Source organism: Jiangella sp. DSM 45060 (assembly GCF_900105175.1).
Classification (GTDB): Bacteria; Actinomycetota; Actinomycetes; order Jiangellales; family Jiangellaceae; genus Jiangella.
In genome coordinates this window covers 6154132-6169334 of sequence record NZ_LT629771.1, presented here as the reverse complement: position 1 = coordinate 6169334, position 15203 = coordinate 6154132, and the positions used below count along the sequence as shown (strand labels likewise).

Annotated in this window: 15 protein-coding genes and 1 tRNA gene; 12 read left to right on the top strand and 4 right to left on the bottom strand. The window is 73.1% G+C overall.

The window, feature by feature from the left end:
- Positions 1-7: 7 nt before the first annotated feature.
- A complete protein-coding gene (locus tag BLU82_RS27735; protein WP_092624146.1) occupies positions 8-409 on the top strand; it encodes a GNAT family N-acetyltransferase in 402 nt (133 codons plus the stop codon).
- Here the strand turns inward: BLU82_RS27735 and BLU82_RS27730 are convergent.
- The gene (locus tag BLU82_RS27730) at positions 366-1109 is read right to left on the bottom strand and encodes a hypothetical protein (RefSeq protein WP_157741299.1); all 744 of its coding nucleotides are present in this window, start codon (positions 1107-1109) and stop codon (positions 366-368) included. The two genes, BLU82_RS27735 and BLU82_RS27730, sit on opposite strands and share 44 nt — an antisense overlap.
- 87 nt (positions 1110-1196) lie before the next feature.
- Positions 1197-1270, bottom strand: a tRNA-Gly gene (locus BLU82_RS27725).
- Positions 1271-1416: 146 nt separating this feature from the next.
- Here BLU82_RS27725 and BLU82_RS27720 point away from each other — a divergent pair.
- The 9 genes from BLU82_RS27720 to BLU82_RS27680 are packed head-to-tail and all read left to right on the top strand — an operon-like array spanning position 1417 to position 9953.
- A complete protein-coding gene (locus BLU82_RS27720; protein WP_092624144.1) occupies positions 1417-2088 on the top strand; it encodes a GntR family transcriptional regulator in 672 nt (223 codons plus the stop codon).
- A complete protein-coding gene (locus BLU82_RS27715) occupies positions 2085-3728 on the top strand; it encodes a thiamine pyrophosphate-dependent enzyme (protein WP_092624143.1) in 1644 nt (547 codons plus the stop codon). The genes BLU82_RS27720 and BLU82_RS27715 overlap by 4 nt, the downstream gene beginning before the upstream one ends.
- The gene (locus tag BLU82_RS27710; RefSeq protein ID WP_092624142.1) at positions 3725-4870 is read left to right on the top strand and encodes a mandelate racemase/muconate lactonizing enzyme family protein; all 1146 of its coding nucleotides are present in this window, start codon (positions 3725-3727) and stop codon (positions 4868-4870) included. Before BLU82_RS27715 ends, BLU82_RS27710 begins: the two co-directional genes overlap by 4 nt.
- Entirely contained in the window at positions 4867-5832 is a 966-nt protein-coding gene (locus BLU82_RS27705; RefSeq protein ID WP_092624141.1) for an NAD(P)-dependent oxidoreductase, read from the top strand. Before BLU82_RS27710 ends, BLU82_RS27705 begins: the two co-directional genes overlap by 4 nt.
- Entirely contained in the window at positions 5829-6308 is a 480-nt protein-coding gene (locus BLU82_RS27700; RefSeq protein ID WP_092624140.1) for a RidA family protein, read from the top strand. The genes BLU82_RS27705 and BLU82_RS27700 overlap by 4 nt, the downstream gene beginning before the upstream one ends.
- Positions 6305-7354 (top strand): TRAP transporter substrate-binding protein, encoded by a 1050-nt coding sequence (locus tag BLU82_RS27695; protein WP_092624139.1) that lies wholly within the window; start codon positions 6305-6307, stop codon positions 7352-7354. The genes BLU82_RS27700 and BLU82_RS27695 overlap by 4 nt, the downstream gene beginning before the upstream one ends.
- Entirely contained in the window at positions 7351-7890 is a 540-nt protein-coding gene (locus BLU82_RS27690) for a TRAP transporter small permease (RefSeq protein ID WP_092624138.1), read from the top strand. Before BLU82_RS27695 ends, BLU82_RS27690 begins: the two co-directional genes overlap by 4 nt.
- Positions 7887-8663 (top strand): creatininase family protein, encoded by a 777-nt coding sequence (locus BLU82_RS27685; RefSeq protein WP_092624137.1) that lies wholly within the window; start codon positions 7887-7889, stop codon positions 8661-8663. Before BLU82_RS27690 ends, BLU82_RS27685 begins: the two co-directional genes overlap by 4 nt.
- A gap of 3 nt (positions 8664-8666) precedes the next feature.
- Positions 8667-9953 (top strand): TRAP transporter large permease, encoded by a 1287-nt coding sequence (locus tag BLU82_RS27680; protein ID WP_092624136.1) that lies wholly within the window; start codon positions 8667-8669, stop codon positions 9951-9953.
- Here the strand turns inward: BLU82_RS27680 and BLU82_RS27675 are convergent, their stop codons facing one another.
- Together BLU82_RS27675 and BLU82_RS27670 are read right to left on the bottom strand one after the other, a co-directional pair.
- Positions 9954-11906, bottom strand: coding sequence for a cell wall metabolism sensor histidine kinase WalK (locus tag BLU82_RS27675; protein WP_092624135.1), 1953 nt, complete (start codon positions 11904-11906; stop codon positions 9954-9956).
- Entirely contained in the window at positions 11896-12600 is a 705-nt protein-coding gene (locus tag BLU82_RS27670) for a response regulator transcription factor (protein WP_092624134.1), read from the bottom strand. The genes BLU82_RS27675 and BLU82_RS27670 overlap by 11 nt, the downstream gene beginning before the upstream one ends.
- Before the next feature lie 100 nt (positions 12601-12700).
- Between BLU82_RS27670 and BLU82_RS27665 the strand changes: the two genes are divergently transcribed.
- Both BLU82_RS27665 and BLU82_RS27660 read left to right on the top strand, forming a co-directional pair.
- Entirely contained in the window at positions 12701-13858 is a 1158-nt protein-coding gene (locus BLU82_RS27665) for a hypothetical protein (protein ID WP_092624133.1), read from the top strand.
- A complete protein-coding gene (locus BLU82_RS27660) occupies positions 13855-15201 on the top strand; it encodes a hypothetical protein (protein ID WP_092624132.1) in 1347 nt (448 codons plus the stop codon). The genes BLU82_RS27665 and BLU82_RS27660 overlap by 4 nt, the downstream gene beginning before the upstream one ends.
- The last annotated feature ends 2 nt before the right edge of the window (positions 15202-15203 follow it).

Here is a 15203-nt window from a genome sequence, read left to right as displayed (position 1 = left end):
TGGGGCGATGACGACCTTCGAGTGGCGCGGCCCGTTCACCAACGACGAGGTGAACGCCCTGCACGCCGACGCCTTCGACCACCGCCCCTTCGACGACGACTGGCAGGCGCAACTCGACCGCCACAGCGTCGGTTGGGTCACGGCGCGCGCCGACGGCGACCTCGTCGGCTTCGTGAACGTCGTGTGGGACGGGCTGGTGCACGCGTTCATCCAGGACACCGCGGTGGCGGCACGAGCGCAGCGGCAGGGCGTCGGCGTGCGGCTGATCGCCGTGGCCCGCGAGAACGCCCGAGCCGCCGGCTGCGAATGGCTCCACGTCGACTTCGACGACCACCTGCGCTCGTTCTACTTCGACGCCTGCGGATTCACCCCGACGAACGCCGGCCTGATCCAGCTGAAGGGGGAGTGACGCCGGCTGTCTCCTGAGTCCGTTCGGGGAGCAGCAGCACGGCGCCGATGAGGAAGCACACCGCGCCGATGAAGGTCTGCGTGTTGGCCCGCGCCGCGTCGTGCACCTGGCCGGTGATCGGGTTGATGTAGCCCGCGACGGCGGAGATGCCGAACGCGATCGAGCCGATCAGGTTGGTCAGCGTGATCCACCAGGACCACGACCGCGGACGCCAGGCGACCCAGCCGTGGCAGGCCTCGTACCAGGCCAGGAAGCTGGCGACCAGGAAGCAGACCGAGCCGATCGCGTCGGGCCGCCAGAGGTGCTGGTGCTCGGTCTCGGCGGACAGGTTGGCCGCCATGGCCACTCCCGTGCTGACGTTGAAGTACAGCGTCCCGGCCAGCTGAACGGCGGTCGCCCACCAGTCGATCCGCCCGGGCTGGTAGACGAAGAAGCGCCGATGCGCCGGGCCGGCGTCGACCGCTTCGCGGTAGGCCAGGAACGAGGCCGACGTGAAGAACAGCGAGCCGACGAAGTAGGTGGCGGTGTCCCACCGGGTCCCGACGGCGCTGACGTACGCGGGCACGGAGCCGACCGCGAACAGCAACGACCCGATGGCGAACAGCACGGCGATCCACCAGCCGCGAGCCCGGGGCGCCCACCAGGTGGACCCGGGGGCGCCGGTGATCGAGCCACTGCGGCCATGGTTCCGCCTGGACATCAGCGGCTCCTACCTGCTCGGCGGCGACCGTCTGGCCGTGCCTGGTCGGTGGTGTCCATGATGGCACCGAAACCGGCGGTGGAGGCGTGGAGCGGGTGACGGGAATCGAACCCGCGTTATCAGCTTGGGAAGCTGGAGTTCTACCATTGAACTACACCCGCAGATGCCGCCCATAGAGGCGGCACGACGCCGAGCATACCGGTTCTGCTGGGCAGTGCACACATCCCCGGCCTGACGCCGTCTTCACACCATCACGTTCTCGGCCCACCCCTTGACAACCCGGCAAACGATAGATTTTATAAAATCCATGATTGGCGGGAAGGTCTCCAGGGATGCGCTCAGCGACCGGGCCTACGAGATGCTCAGGGCGCAGATCATCGATCACCGGCTGGCGCCCGGCCAGCGGCTGACCATGGAGCGGCTGTCCGCGCTGCTCGACGTCAGTCATACGCCGATCAGGGAGGCGTTGAACCGGCTCGTCACCGAGCGCCTGGTCAGCGTCGAGCCGTACAAGGGCTTCCGCGTCACGGACCTGCTCGACGAGAACGAGCTGCGGCAGCTGTTCGACGCCCGGTCGGTGATCGAGCAGGGCGCGCTGCGCACGGCCGTCGACCACCTCGACGACGAGACGATCGACGAGCTGCGGCAGATCGTGGAGAAGCTGGACGGCGTCGCGGGGGCGCCGGAGCTGGACATCCAGGCGTTCAACGAGCTCGACGCGCAGTTCCACCGGGCCACCGTCGCCGCGGGCGGGAACATCTTCCTGCTCGACGCGTTCGACGACCTCAAGGTGCACGTGCAGGTCGCCCGCCACTACCAGGGCCGCTCGGTCGGTGAAGCGCGCGAGGCGCAGGCCGAGCACCACGCGATCTTCGCCGCGCTCGTCGGCCGCGACGGCCCGGCCCTGCTGAGAGAGGCCGCCGCTCACGTCGAGAACGTGTTCCGCCGGCTGCAGCAGCCCGAGGAGGCGCAGCAGTGACGACGACGGCGGCGGCCGCGACGGTCGACCTGCTCGCGGAGGCCGGGGTGCGGCGGTTCTACACCGTCCCCGGCGAGAGCTTCCTGGAGCTGATCGACGAGGTCGTGCGGCGCCCGGAGCTGGAGCTGATCTCGACGCGGCACGAGTCCGGCGCGGCCTTCATGGCCGAGGCGGAGGGCAAGCTGACGGGTCGCCCGGCGGTCGCGATGGCGACCCGGGCCGTCGGCGCGACGAACCTCGCGATCGGGGTGCACACGGCGCACCAGGACTCCACCCCGATGCTGGTGCTGCTCGGCCAGGTCGAGACCGACCACCTCGGCAAGGAGGCCTTCCAGGAGGTCGACCTGCCGGGGTTCTTCGCCCAGCTGTCGACGTTCGGGGCGACGGTGCAGCGCGCCGACCGCGCCGCCGACGTCGTGGCGCGGGCGCTGGCGATGACGACGTCCGGCCGGCCGGGTCCGGCGGTGGTGGCCTTCCCGTCTGACCTGCTCGGACAACCGGGACGGCCGGCCGGACGCCGGGTGCCGGCGCGGCCCCGGCCGCAACCGGGCCCGGACGAGGTCGCGGCGGCGGCCGGCCTGCTGGAGCGGGCCGCCCGCCCGGTCGTCATCCTCGGCGAGGGCGCGCAGGACGGCCACGAGGTGCTGACCGCGCTGGCAGAGCGGTACGGGCTCGGCGTCTACACGGCGTTCCGCCGCCAGGACACTTTCCCGAACACGCACCAGCACTACCTCGGCCACCTGACGCTGGGCACGGCGCCCGAGCTGCTCGAGCCGCTGCGCACGGCCGACGTCGTGCTGGTGCTGGGCAGCCGCCTGGACGAGGTGACGACGCAGACGTACGCGCTGCCGGCCGAGGGGACGCGGGTCGTCCAGGTCGACACCCAGCCGGACACCCTCGGCAGCGTCGTCCCGCTGGAGCTGGGGGTCGTCGCCGACGTGCGCGCCTTCGCCGCCGCGCTGGTCGAGCGGGCCGGCCCCGGCGAACCGGCGCACGACTGGAGCGACGCCCACGCCCGCTACCTCGCGTTCAGCGACCCGGGCGCCCCGCACGACGAGGCCACCGGCGGCGTCCACCCGGCCGACGTCATGGCCGCGCTGCGCCGCGGCTTCGCCGACGACACCGTCGTCACCAGCGACGCGGGCAACTTCTCCGTCTTCGGGCACCGGTACTGGCGGTTCGAGCGGCCGCGCACGCAGCTGGCGCCGATCTCCGGCGCGATGGGCTACGCCGTCCCGGCGGCGATCGGCGCCGCTCTGGCGCAAAGACACAGCACGGTCCTCGCCCTCGCCGGCGACGGCGGCTTCCTCATGACGGGGCAGGAGCTGGAGACCGCCGCCCGCTACGGCGTCGAGCCGATCGTCGTCGTCTTCCAGAACCTGCTCTACGGGACCATCGCCATGCACCAGGCCCGGGAGCTGCGCCGCACCGGCGGCGTCGACATCGGCCCGGTCGACCTCGCCGGCTTCGCCCGGTCGCTGGGCGCCGCCGCGCGCACCGTCACCGACACCGGCCAGCTCGACGACGCGCTGGCCGAGTTGCGGCGCGAGGCCGGGCCACGGGTCCTCGTGGTCCGCACCGACTCCGACGTGCTGACTCCGGCCGCCCGGCTGTCCGGCCTGATGGGAGCGCGCGCATGACCGTTCCGCAGATCGCTCGCATCGAGGCGGTCGCGGTGCGCGACGCCTTCGCGCCCGACGACGCCTACGGCTCGGCCCGCGGGCTGGTGCACGCCCGGGCCGCGACGCTGGTGCGGCTGGAGACCACCGACGGCGTGGTCGGCTGGGGCGAGGCGTGGGGCTCGTCGCGAGCGACGGCGGTGCTGATCGAGGAGCTGGCCGGCGGGCTGGCGGGCGCGCGGCTGGAGCCGTCGGGCAGCTGGCTGACCCGGCTGTTCAACCAGGGCTACCACCACTCCAGCGGCGGCCACCACATCGCCGCGGCCGGCGCCATCGACATCGCGATGTGGGACGCGCTCGGCCGGACGCTCGGCGTCCCGGTGCACGTGCTGCTCGGCGGCCGTACCCGCGACCGCCTGACGCCGTACGCGTCGGCCGGCTACGTGACCCGCGACAACGACCACGGCCGGTTCGCCGACGGGCTGCGCGAGCTGGCCGCCGACGGCTACACCGGCGTGAAGATCAAGCTCGGCCTCGGCTTCGACAGCGACGTCGCCCGGGCGCGCACCGCCCGCGAGATCCTCGGCCCGGACGCCGCGATCCTGCTCGACTTCAACGGCAACTACACCGCCGACCAGGCCCGCCGCTCGATCGACCGGCTGCGCGAGTTCGCGCCCGGCTGGATCGAGGAGCCGGTGTCGCCGGACGACCGCAGCGGCTGGGCGCTGCTGCGCGGCTGCGGAGTCCCGCTGGCCGCCGGCGAGGCCGTCTACACCCGCTACGGGTTCCGCGACCTCATCGCCGAGCGGCTGGTCGACGTCGTCCAGCCGGACGTGTCCAAGTGCGGCGGGCTGGGCGAGGCGCGGGTCATCGCGCACCTGGCGCAGACGTGGAACGTGCGGTTCTCGCCGCACGTGTGGGGCGGCGTCGTCGCGCAGGCCGCGTCGGTGCAGCTGCTGGCCGCCGTGCCGGACTACCCGCACGTCGACCACCCGGCCGAGCCGCTGTGGCTGGAGCACGACCGCGGCCGCAACGCGCTACGCGACGACCTGGCGACCCGCCCGTTCACGCTGGTCGACGGCGCCGTGATGGTCCCGGACGGCCCCGGCCTGGGCATCGAGATCGACGAGGACGCCCTCGACCGGCTGCGGGTGGACCGATGACCGGCCCCGTCCTCGTCATCGGCGGCACCGGGTTCATCGGTGCCGCGGTCGCCCGTGCCGCCGTCGCCGCGGGCCGGCGCGTGGTCGTCACCGGCCACGACGCGCCCGGCGGCCCGGCGCTGCCGGACCTGCCCGACGGTGTCGGGCACACCGTCCTCGACGTCACCGACCGCGCCGCCGTCGACGCCGTCCTGGCCGACACGCGCCCCGACGCGATCGTCCACCTCGCCGCGTTCGGCGTCGGCGCGTCGGGCCTGGCCGCCGGCGCCCGGCACCGCCCGGCCCTGGCCGTCGACGTGAACATCCGCGGCCTGGCCAACGTCATCGAGTCCGCGGCCGCACACGGCGTCCGGCGGCTGTGCTGGTCCAGCAGCAGCACCGTCTACGGCCCGGCCGCCGGTCGCGGCACCGTCGACGAGGACGCCGCGCTGACGCCCGACCTCGTCTACGGCGCCACCAAGGTCGGCGCCGAGCAGCTGGCCCGGGTGCTGGCCGCCGACCTCGGTCTGCCCGTCGCCGGCATCCGGCTGCCGCTGGTCTACGGGCCCGGCCGCTGGTACGGCGGCAGCCAGGAGACGCTGGTCCGGTTCCTCGCCGACCTCGTCGCCGGGCGCCCGGCCCGCATCGAGGCCTGGACCGGGACCGCCGACTGGATCCACGTCGACGACGCCGCGGCCTCACTCTTGGCCGGCGTCGGGACCGACCCGCCCAGCCCGCTCTACAACGTCGTCGGCCACCGCGGCGGCCTGGCCGAGCTGGTCCGGGCCATCGTGGCCGCGAGCAGCACCGGCCGCGCCGACGCCACCGTCGTCGAGATCCCGGACGGCGCACCCGACCTGCCCCTGATGGACGACCGCCGCATCCGCGCCGAACTGGGCTTCTCGCCCCGGTACGGCACCGCCGCCTCCGGCGCGGCGGACTACGCGGCGCGCCTGTCGCCCGACACCGAGGAGGACCAGTGACCGACAGCCCCACCGCCCGACTGCGCGAGCTCGGCCTGGAGCTGCCGCCGGCGGCCACGCCCAGCTTCGACTACGTGCCGGTCACCGAGCACGCGGGTGTCCTGTACGTCAGCGGCCAGCTGCCCAAGGAGGACGGCGAGGTCCGCATCACCGGCCGGCTCGGCGACGACGTCGACCTCGAGACCGCCAAGCGGGCCGCCCGCATCTGCGTGCTGCAGGGCCTGGCCTGCGCCGCCGAGCACGCCGGCGGCCTCGACCGCATCGGCCGCGTGCTCCGCGTCACCGGCTTCGTCGCCGGCACCCCCGACTTCCACGACCAGCCGCGCGTCATCGACGGCGCCAGCGAGCTGATCGGGCAGATCTTCGGCGACCGCGGCAGGCACGCCCGGTCCGCCGTCGGCGTGGCGGCCCTGCCGCGCCGCTCACCCGTCGAGATCGAGTTCATCCTCACCGTCACCTCGGGAGGCACCGCATGACCCGCATGAAGACGCGCACCACCCTCATCGCCGCCCTCTGCGTCGTCGCCGCGTCCGGCTGCGGCTTCGTCACCGGCGACGACGGCGGAAGCGGCGGCGGCGACGCCGCGGAGTGCACCGACCAGGAGCTGCGGCTGGCCACGATCCGGGCCGAGTCCGACCCGGCCACGCTGGCCGCGGAGAAGTTCGCCGAGCTGGTCGACGAGGGCACCGACGGCCGGCTGACCGTCCGGGTGTTCCCGAACAGCCAGATCGGCGGCGTCAACGACATCTTCGCCGGGCTCAGCGCCGGGCAGGAGGTCGACCTGTTCTACGAGGGCATCAGCATCTACCCGACGCTGGAGGGCGCCTCGGCGTTCACCATCACCAGCGTCCCGTTCCTGTGGGACAGCTACGACCAGTTGCTCGAGGTGCTGCGCACCGACCGGTTCGGCGAGTTGCTGGACGAGGCGGCCGAGGCCACCGGCGTCCGCGTCATCGCGATCGAGGGCGACGCGGAGCCGCGGGCGCTGTCGGCGAACCGGGCGATCGAGACGCCGGCGGACATGGAGGGCCTGAAGCTGCGCATCGCCGAGGCGCCGATGCCGCAGGCGTTCGCCCGGGCGCTCGGCGCCGAGCCGCAGGTCGTCCCGCTGGCCGACCTGTACCTGGCGCTGCGCCAGGGCGTCGTCGACGCGCAGGAGAACGGCTCCATCACCATCGTCAACCAGAGCCTCGACGAGGTGCAGGACTACTACATGCCGACGGACTACATCCGCGACGCGCGGTCCTGGTACGTGTCCGACGACTGGTGGCAGGGCCTGTGCCAGGACGACAAGGACGCCGTCGTCGACGCCGCGCACGAGGCCGGCGAGCTGGACACCGCCGAGGTGCAGAAGCAGATGGACGAGGCCATGGCCGCACTGGAGCAGTCGCTCACCGTCGTCCAGCCCGACGTCGAGGCTTTCCGCACCGCCGTCTCGGAGACGTTCCGTCAGTTCGACGGCGACCTGTGGCCCGAAGGCCTGCTGGACGAGGTGGCCGAGCTGAAGGAGCAGGCGTCGTGACCCCCTCCGCCGGCCCGCGCGCGGGCGGAGGCCGTTTCGCCGCCGTCGCCACCGGCCTCGGCCGGGCGACCGCGTGGGCCGGCGGGCTGGCCTTCTTCGCGATCTTCGTCGTGAACCTGGCCCAGATGGTGGCCCGGCAGATCGGGCACGGCTGGCTGTGGGTGACCGACCTGAGCCAGCTGCTGCTGCTCTGGACCGTCATGCTCGGGTCGGTCGCGGCGTACTGCTTCGCCGAGCACATCACGACCGGCTGGCTGGACTCCAAGCTCACCGGCCGGCCGCTGCGGGTGCTGCTCGTGCTGCTGCGCGTGGCCGAGATCGGCTTCTTCGCGATCGTCGTCGGCGCCGGCCTGTCCGTCGCGCAGGCCCGCGACCACATCCCGTACGTCCAGCTCGGTGTGCCCACCTCGTGGGCCTATGCCGCCATCCCGGTGGCCGGCGTGCTGCTGCTCGTCGCGGCCGTGACCATGCCGCTGCGCGCGCACGGCTTCCCGCCGCCGGTGCCCGAGTCCGACCTGGAGAGGAGCCCGGCATGACCCGGCTCAGCGACCTGACCACCACCGAGTTCGCGGCGCTCGCTGCGGACGCGAAGGTGGCCCTGATCCCGGTGGGCGCCACCGAGCAGCACGGCCCCAACCTGGGCATGGGCATCGACTGGCGGGTCGCCGCGGAGATCGCCGGCCGCGTCGCCGACGAGGTGGCGCCGCTGGCCGTCGTCACGCCGCCGCTGCCGTTCGGGCTGTCCGCGCACCACCTGTCCTTCCCGGGCACGCTGAGCATCGGCGCCGACGCGTTCCGCGCGGTGCTCACCGACGTGGTGCTGAGCCTGCGCGCGCACGGACTGCGCAAGGTCGTGTTCGTCAACGGGCATCGCGGCAACGAGAACGTGCTGGGCGTCCTCACGACGGAGCTGACCTACGAGCACGGCGTCGAGGCCGCGTCGGCGTTCTGGATGACGCAGGCCGCGGACGCCGTGGCCGCACACCGTCAAACCGCGCGCTGGGGGCACGCCTGCGAGGTGGAGACCAGCGTCGCGCTGGCCGTGACGGCGGACCTGGTCCGCCCGGACGCGCTGGAGGCCGGCGACCACGTCGACGACTACGGCGCCTTCGAGGACAACTACGAGCCGTTCGCCGTGACGGTGCCGCGCTCGTTCGCGTCGCGGACCCGCAACGGCGTGTTCGGCGACGCCCGCCTGGCCAGCCGCGAGGCGGGCGACGAGATCGTCGCGGCCGCGGTGCGCCGGACGGCGGAGTTCGTCCGCGCGTTCGCGGCCCGGCCTTCGCGGCTCGAGGCGGACGGGGTCTGAGCCATGGAGACCATCGTCCTGTTCCTCACCCTGTTCGCCTGTATGGGGCTGGGCCTGTCGGTCTGGATCTCGATGGGCGTGGCCGCGCTGGTGACGATCGGCGCGCTCGGCCTCGGGGACGCGACCAGCCTGCCGACGGCGATGGCCAAGGGCATCGGCAACTTCGAGCTGCTGGCGATCCCGTTCTTCATCCTCACCGGCGAACTGCTGAACCGCACCGGCATGACCGAGCGGATCCTGCGGCTGATGATGTACTTCCTCGGCCGCTACCGCGGCGGCCTCGCGTACGCGTCGGTGGGCGTCAACGTCGCGGTGTCGGGGGTGTCCGGCAGCGCGCCGGCCGACGCGTCCGCCGTCTCGTCGGTGATGCTGCCGGCGATGAAGAAGGAGGGCTACCGGCCCGAGTTCGCCGCCGCCGTGAACGCCAGCGCCGCCGTCATCGGGCCGATCGCGCCGCCGAGCATCCCGATGATCTTCGTCGCGCTGGTGACGAACCTGTCCGTCGGCAAGCTGTTCCTCGGCGGCGTCGTGCCGGCGCTGCTGCTGGCGGGCTCGATGGTGCTGCTGATCATGTGGAACGCCCGCCGCGGCCTGCTGCCGCGGACGGAGCGGGTGCCGCGCCGGGCCGCCGACCTGTGGCCGCTGACGCTGGCCGCGCTGCCCGCGCTCGGCGCGCCGGTGCTGCTGATCGGCGGCATCCTCACCGGCTTCGCGACCATCACCGAGCTGTCCATGCTGGCCGCGGCGTACGTGCTGTTCCTCGGCCTGGTGGTCTACCGGACGCTGGCGCCGCGCGACCTGCTGCCGCTGTTCCGCGACGGCGCCGTGTTCAGCGCGACCATCATGATCCTTTTCGCGGTGGTCGGCGCGTTCTCGTACGTGCTGACGGTGGGCGACCTCGCGACCGGGCTGTCGTCGCTGGTCGAGGACCTCAACGTGGGCCCGGTGGCGTTCATCCTGCTGGCGATGGTGTTCTTCCTCATCGTCGGGATGCCGATGGACGCGGTGCCGGCGATCCTGATCTTCCTGCCGATCCTGCTGCCGGTGGCGACCGAGCTGGGCATCGACCCGATCCACTTCGGCGTCATCGTCGTCGTGAACCTCATGCTCGGCCTGCTGACGTGGCCGGTCGGCGCGCTGCTCTACGTGCTCACCAAGATGAGCGGGGTGTCGTTCGGGAAGCTCAGCGTGGCCGTGCTGCCGTTCCTCGCCGTGATGATCGCCATGCTGTTGCTGCTGGCGCTGGTCCCCGGCCTGGTCACCTGGCTGCCGGAGGTCGCCTTCGGCTGATCAGGTGGCCGGGACGGGCGCCCGCGACGGCAGCCGGACGGTGAACGTCGACCCCGCGCCCACCATGCTCGACACCGTGACGGTGCCGTCGTGCGCCTCGACCAGGTGCTTGGTGATGGCCAGGCCCAGGCCGCTGCCGCCGGTGGCCCGGGTGCGGGAGGTGTCGGTGCGGTAGAAGCGATCGAAGAGGTGCTCCAGGTGCTCGGGCGCGATGCCGGGACCGTCGTCGCGCACGGCCAGCACCACCTCGTCGGACACCGCGTCGCGCGACACCCGCACCAGCACGGTGCTGCCGGTGCCGGAGTACTGGACGGCGTTGGCCACCAGGTTGCCCAGCGCCTGGCGCAGCCGCACCGGGTCGGCGTCGGCCACGACCGACGGCGGCGCGGCCACCACCAGCTCAACCTGCGACCCGGACGCCGACGGCTGGTGCGCGGCGACCACCTGGCGGGCGAGGTCGGCGACGTCGATGCTCTCGCGGTGCATCCGCAGCATGCCGGCGTCGGCGAGCGCGAGGTCCTGCAGGTCGTCGATCAGCCGCTGCAGCAGCGTGGACTCCTCCAGCAGTGACGACACCAGCTGCGGGTCCATCGGCACCACGCCGTCCTCGGCCGCCTCGAGGTAGCCGCGGACGTTGGCCAGCGGCGTGCGCAGTTCGTGCGCGATGTCGCTGACCATCGCCTTGCGCTGCCGCTCGTTCTCCTCGATCGACGACGCCATGGCGTTGAACGCGTGCCCCAGCCGCGCCACCTCGTCGCTGCCCGTCACCTGGACCCGGGTGCCCCGTCCTCCGGACGCCAGCCGCTGGGCCGCCTCGGTGAGGGTGCGGATCGGGTGCGACAGTCGCCGGCCGGCGAAGACGGTGATGCCGGTGGCGGCCGCGAGCACGCCGAGGCCGGTCAGCGCCGTACGCACCCATCCGTCGCCGGAGAGCGCGTCGAACCGGTCGGTCGTGCCGATGTACAGCAGCGCGGCGTCGGCGAGGAACGGCTCCATCGCCTGGTCGCCGGCCGACACGGAGCAGTCGTACAGCTGGTCGACCTCGGCCTCGTTTCCGGAGTCGACGGAGAGCTGCACCAGCCCGGTCTCGGCGACCGTGGGCTGGGGCACGATGCCGGCGTCGGCGAGGCACTGTTCGGTCAGCCGCACCTGTTCGGCGTTCAGCGCCTTGCTGGCCGCGCTGGCCTCGGACAGCTCGGGCGGCACGCAGCCGCGGACGGAGTCGTCGACCGTCGTCGACTCGGCCGGCAGCTCCAGGACGCTGGTGAGCGTGTCGGTCGTGGCGCGCAGCACCGTGCCGTCGGGACTGACGATCAGCTCGTCGCTGCCGAGGTCGCGCAGGCAGGCGTTGGCGTCGGCGACCAGGCGCTCGCGGGCCCTGGCCTCCTCCTTGGTCAGCCGCCAGTCCAGCGGCGTCGACATCGGCGTGCCGATGCTGACGAAACTGGTGCCCATGCCGGTGATGCTGATCGTCTCCTCCAGCGGCGCGGCCTCGTCGCCCGGGGACGGTGTCGCCTCGTCGGCCACGACACCGCTGGACCAGGTGTCGACGAACGGCACGGCCGACGCCATCGAGAAGTCGCCGGCCATGACCGACAGCGGCGCCATGGCGTCGATCTCGGCGGTCGGCGTCGACGGCAGCGGCGGCGCGTCGCCGCCGGAACCGGCGGAGTCGGCCAGCACCTCGCCGTCGGCGCCGGTCAGCGCGACCCGGCTGCCCGTCGCCCGCGCGAGCTCGTCGACGAGGTCGCCGACGTCGTCCCACGAGTCGTTGTTCTGCGCGTAGACGACGAGGTTCTGGTAGACGTGGGAATCGGCCTCGAGCGTGCGCGCGAACTCGCCGCGCAGCCGCTGGCTGGTGCTCTGCGTGGTGAGCCAGGCGGTCGCGGAGATCGAGATGACCGCCACCCCGAGCGAGAGCACGAGCAGGCGGACGAACAGGCTACGACGCATCGCGCACTCCTGGGTGATCGGCCATCTTGTAGCCGACGCCGTACACCGTCAGCAGGAACGCCGGGGCCGCCGGATCGGCCTCGAGCTTGCGCCGCAGGTTCATGACGTGCACGTCGACGGTGCGGTCCAGCGCGTAGTGGTCGAAGCCGAACGCCTGCTCCAGCAGCTTCTGCCGCGGGAACACCCGCCCGGGCTCGGCGGCCAGGCAGGCCAGGATCTTGAACTCGGCCGGCGTCACGTCGATCTCGCGCCCGCCGACGTACACCTGGTGCCGCGCGGTGTCGACCACGAGGTCGCCGATGCGCAGCCGGGAGTCGGCGGCCCGGTGCCGGTCGGCCCGGCGCAGGATGGTGCGGACCCGGGCGACCAGCTCGCGGGGGCTGTACGGCTTGGTGAGGTAGTCGTCGGCGCCGAGGTCGAGACCGAGCAGCAGGTCGTCCTCGGTGGACCGCGCGGTCAGCATGATGATGGGGGTGTCGGACTCGGTGCGCAGGATGCGGCAGACGTCGAGGCCGTCGACCCGCGGCATCATCACGTCCAGCACGAGCAGGTCGGGCTGGCGCCGCCGCGCCTCGTCGAGGGCGGCGCGGCCGTCGTGCGTGATGACGACGGAGTGGCCCTCGCGTTCGAGGTAACGGCGGACGAGCTCGGCCTGTTTGACGTCGTCCTCGGCCACGAGGATCCGGGCTCCCATGGCATTCGAGTGTGGCAGGAAGCTGTCAGGAACCTGTGAAGAGCGCGGATCTGACGGCTCCTTCACAGGTTCTTCACAGCGCTGATCGCACCCTGCTGGCATGACGAATTGGCGAGCACGGGCCCGGCTGCTGGCGTACGCCTGCGTGGCCGGCCTGGTCCTGACCGGCTGCGGCGACGACGGCAGCGGCGGGCAGAACGACGGGGGCAACGGCGGCACGTCGGGCCAGTCAGGCGACGGCGAGGAGCTGAGCCCCCTGGAGCAGTACCTGGGCGAGGACTCCGGCCTCGGCAGCGGTGGCGGCATGACCGTCGCCTTCTCGATGGCCGACCTGGGCGAGGACGAGCGCCAGCAGCTGCGGCAGGTCGAAGAGCTGGTCGCGTCCTGCATGCAGGAGGCGGGCTTCGAGTACATCCCGGTCGACCCAGGCGGCGGCGAGGGCGGCGACGACCCGTTCGCCGAGGCCTACTCGCTGCCGCCGGACGAGTTCGCCCGCGAGTACGGCTACGGCATGACGACGCTCATGGACCCGGGCAAGGACACCGAGACCGAGGACACCGACCCGAACGCGGCGATCCGCGACGGCCTGTCCGAGGCGGCGCTCGAGGAGTACAACCGCGCGCTCTTCGGCGACGCCGTGGAGGTGAGCGGCAACGGCGGCGCGGTCTCCATCGCGCCGGGCGAGGACGGCGCGCCGCCGGATCTGCAGGACCAGGGCTGCCACGGCAAGGCCAGCGCGGAGGTCTACGGCGACGAGGGCCTCATGGGCGGCTTCGACATGAGCGAGTTCGAGGGCCTGTTCGAGGACCTGGAGGCGCTGCGCCAGCGGGTCGAGAGCGACCCGCGCATGGTCGAGGCGACCGAGGCGTGGGCGGCGTGCATGGCCGAGGCCGGCTACAGCGAGTTCGACACCACGGGCCAGCCCGAAGAGACGGTCATGGACCGGATGAGCGAGCTCTACGGCTGGGAGGACGAGGCCCCGACCGACGCGCCGGACAGCGAGGACGAGCCGAGCGTCAGCGTCGGCGGCGACACCGAGGCCGACATCGACGAGGCGGCGCTGGCCGAGCTGCAGGAGTACGAGATCGCGGTCGCGACCGCCGACTACGACTGCGAGCAGCAGGAGTACGCCGAGGTCCAGAAGGACGTCGCGTGGGGCTTCGAGGAGGAGTTCGTCGACCAGCACGAGGCCGAGCTCGAGCGCTATCGCGACGCGATGGCCGAAGGCCCGGCGGGTAGCGCCGGTGGCGTCGGGTGAGCCGAGCACGCAGCCGGACCCTGCTCGTCGTGGGCGGTACTGCCGTCATCGCCCTGGGTGCCGGCATCTTCGCCGGCACCCGCATCACCTCACCCGCCGACGCCATCGCGCGGACGGCCGCGCCCGAGGCGTCCGAGGTCACGGTGCCGGTTGAGACCCGCACGCTCAACAGCGAGGTCGTGACCCGCGGCGACGTGTCCGCGGCCGGCGCCGTCGACGTCAAGCCGGAGACCGGTGGGCTGGAGACGCCGCCGATCGTCACCGGCCAGGTGCCCGAGGTCGGCGCGGAGATCGCCGAGGGCGCCGCGCTGCTGGAGATCGTCGGCCGGCCGCTGATCGCGCTGGCCGGCGAGCTGCCCATGTACCGGTCGCTGCGGCCGGGCATGAGCGGCCCGGACGTCGCACAACTGGAGGTCACACTCGACCGCCTCGGGCTCGACCCGGGCGAGGTCGACGACGAGTACACGCTGTCGACCGGCAACGCCGTGGCCGAGCTGTTCGAACGCATCGGCTACGAGGCGCCGGCGCCGGATCCGGGGGCCGAGGCCGAGCTCGACGCGGCCAACGACGCCGTCGAGGCGGCCGAGGACGCGGTCGAGGACGCCGAGGACGCAGTCGAGTCGGCCGACGAGTCCGCGCCCGGTCCGGACGGCGCGCCGGTCGACACCGACGCCCTGGAGGACGCGCTCGACGACGCGCGCGAGCAGCTCGCCGACGCGCGGACGGCCCGCGACGAGGCCGCGGCCGCCGCCGGCACCCCGCTGCCCGCGTCCGAGGTGGTGTTCGTGCCGAGCCTGCCGCGCCGGGTCGACGAGGTGCACGTGCGCCGCGGCGGCCAGATCGACGGCGCGGCCATGTCCGTCAGCGGCGCCTCGCTGGTCGTCACGGCGAATGTCGACAAGGCCGACTTCGAGCTGCTCGCCGTCGACCAGCCCGTCTCCATCGAGCTGCCGACCGGCGAGCAGGTGCCCGGCACCATCACCGCCATCGCCGAAGCCGAGGGCGAGGGCGCCTCCGGCTGGAACGTCACCGTCACGCCGGGCGAGCTGACGCCCGAGCAGGCCGAGGCGCTGCGCGGGCAGAACGTGCGCGTCACGGTGCCGATCGAGAGCACCGAGGGCGACGTGCTCGCCGTCCCGCTGGCGGCGCTCACCGCCGGGCCGGGCGGCGAGTCGCGGGTCGAGGTCATGCGCGACGGCGTCGCCGAGCTGGTCGAGGTCGAGGTCGGCCTGACTGCCCAGGGCTACGCCGAGGTCACCGCCGTCGACGGCACGCTCGCCGCGGGCGACCTGGTGGTCGTCGGCGACAGCGGCGACGACTCCGGCGACGGAGGCGACGAGTGACG

Bases quoted from the DNA above. Each gene is read 5' to 3' on its own strand.
- BLU82_RS27735 (WP_092624146.1), top strand. From the start codon at position 8: ATGACGACCTTCGAGTGGCGCGGCCCGTTCACCAACGACGAGGTGAAC.
- BLU82_RS27730 (WP_157741299.1), bottom strand. From the start codon at position 1,109: ATGTCCAGGCGGAACCATGGCCGCAGTGGCTCGATCACCGGCGCCCCC.
- BLU82_RS27720 (WP_092624144.1), top strand. From the start codon at position 1,417: ATGATTGGCGGGAAGGTCTCCAGGGATGCGCTCAGCGACCGGGCCTAC.
- BLU82_RS27710 (WP_092624142.1), top strand. From the start codon at position 3,725: ATGACCGTTCCGCAGATCGCTCGCATCGAGGCGGTCGCGGTGCGCGAC.
- BLU82_RS27705 (WP_092624141.1), top strand. From the start codon at position 4,867: ATGACCGGCCCCGTCCTCGTCATCGGCGGCACCGGGTTCATCGGTGCC.
- BLU82_RS27695 (WP_092624139.1), top strand. From the start codon at position 6,305: ATGACCCGCATGAAGACGCGCACCACCCTCATCGCCGCCCTCTGCGTC.
- BLU82_RS27685 (WP_092624137.1), top strand. From the start codon at position 7,887: ATGACCCGGCTCAGCGACCTGACCACCACCGAGTTCGCGGCGCTCGCT.
- BLU82_RS27680 (WP_092624136.1), top strand. From the start codon at position 8,667: ATGGAGACCATCGTCCTGTTCCTCACCCTGTTCGCCTGTATGGGGCTG.
- BLU82_RS27675 (WP_092624135.1), bottom strand. From the start codon at position 11,906: ATGCGTCGTAGCCTGTTCGTCCGCCTGCTCGTGCTCTCGCTCGGGGTG.
- BLU82_RS27670 (WP_092624134.1), bottom strand. From the start codon at position 12,600: ATGGGAGCCCGGATCCTCGTGGCCGAGGACGACGTCAAACAGGCCGAG.
- BLU82_RS27665 (WP_092624133.1), top strand. From the start codon at position 12,701: ATGACGAATTGGCGAGCACGGGCCCGGCTGCTGGCGTACGCCTGCGTG.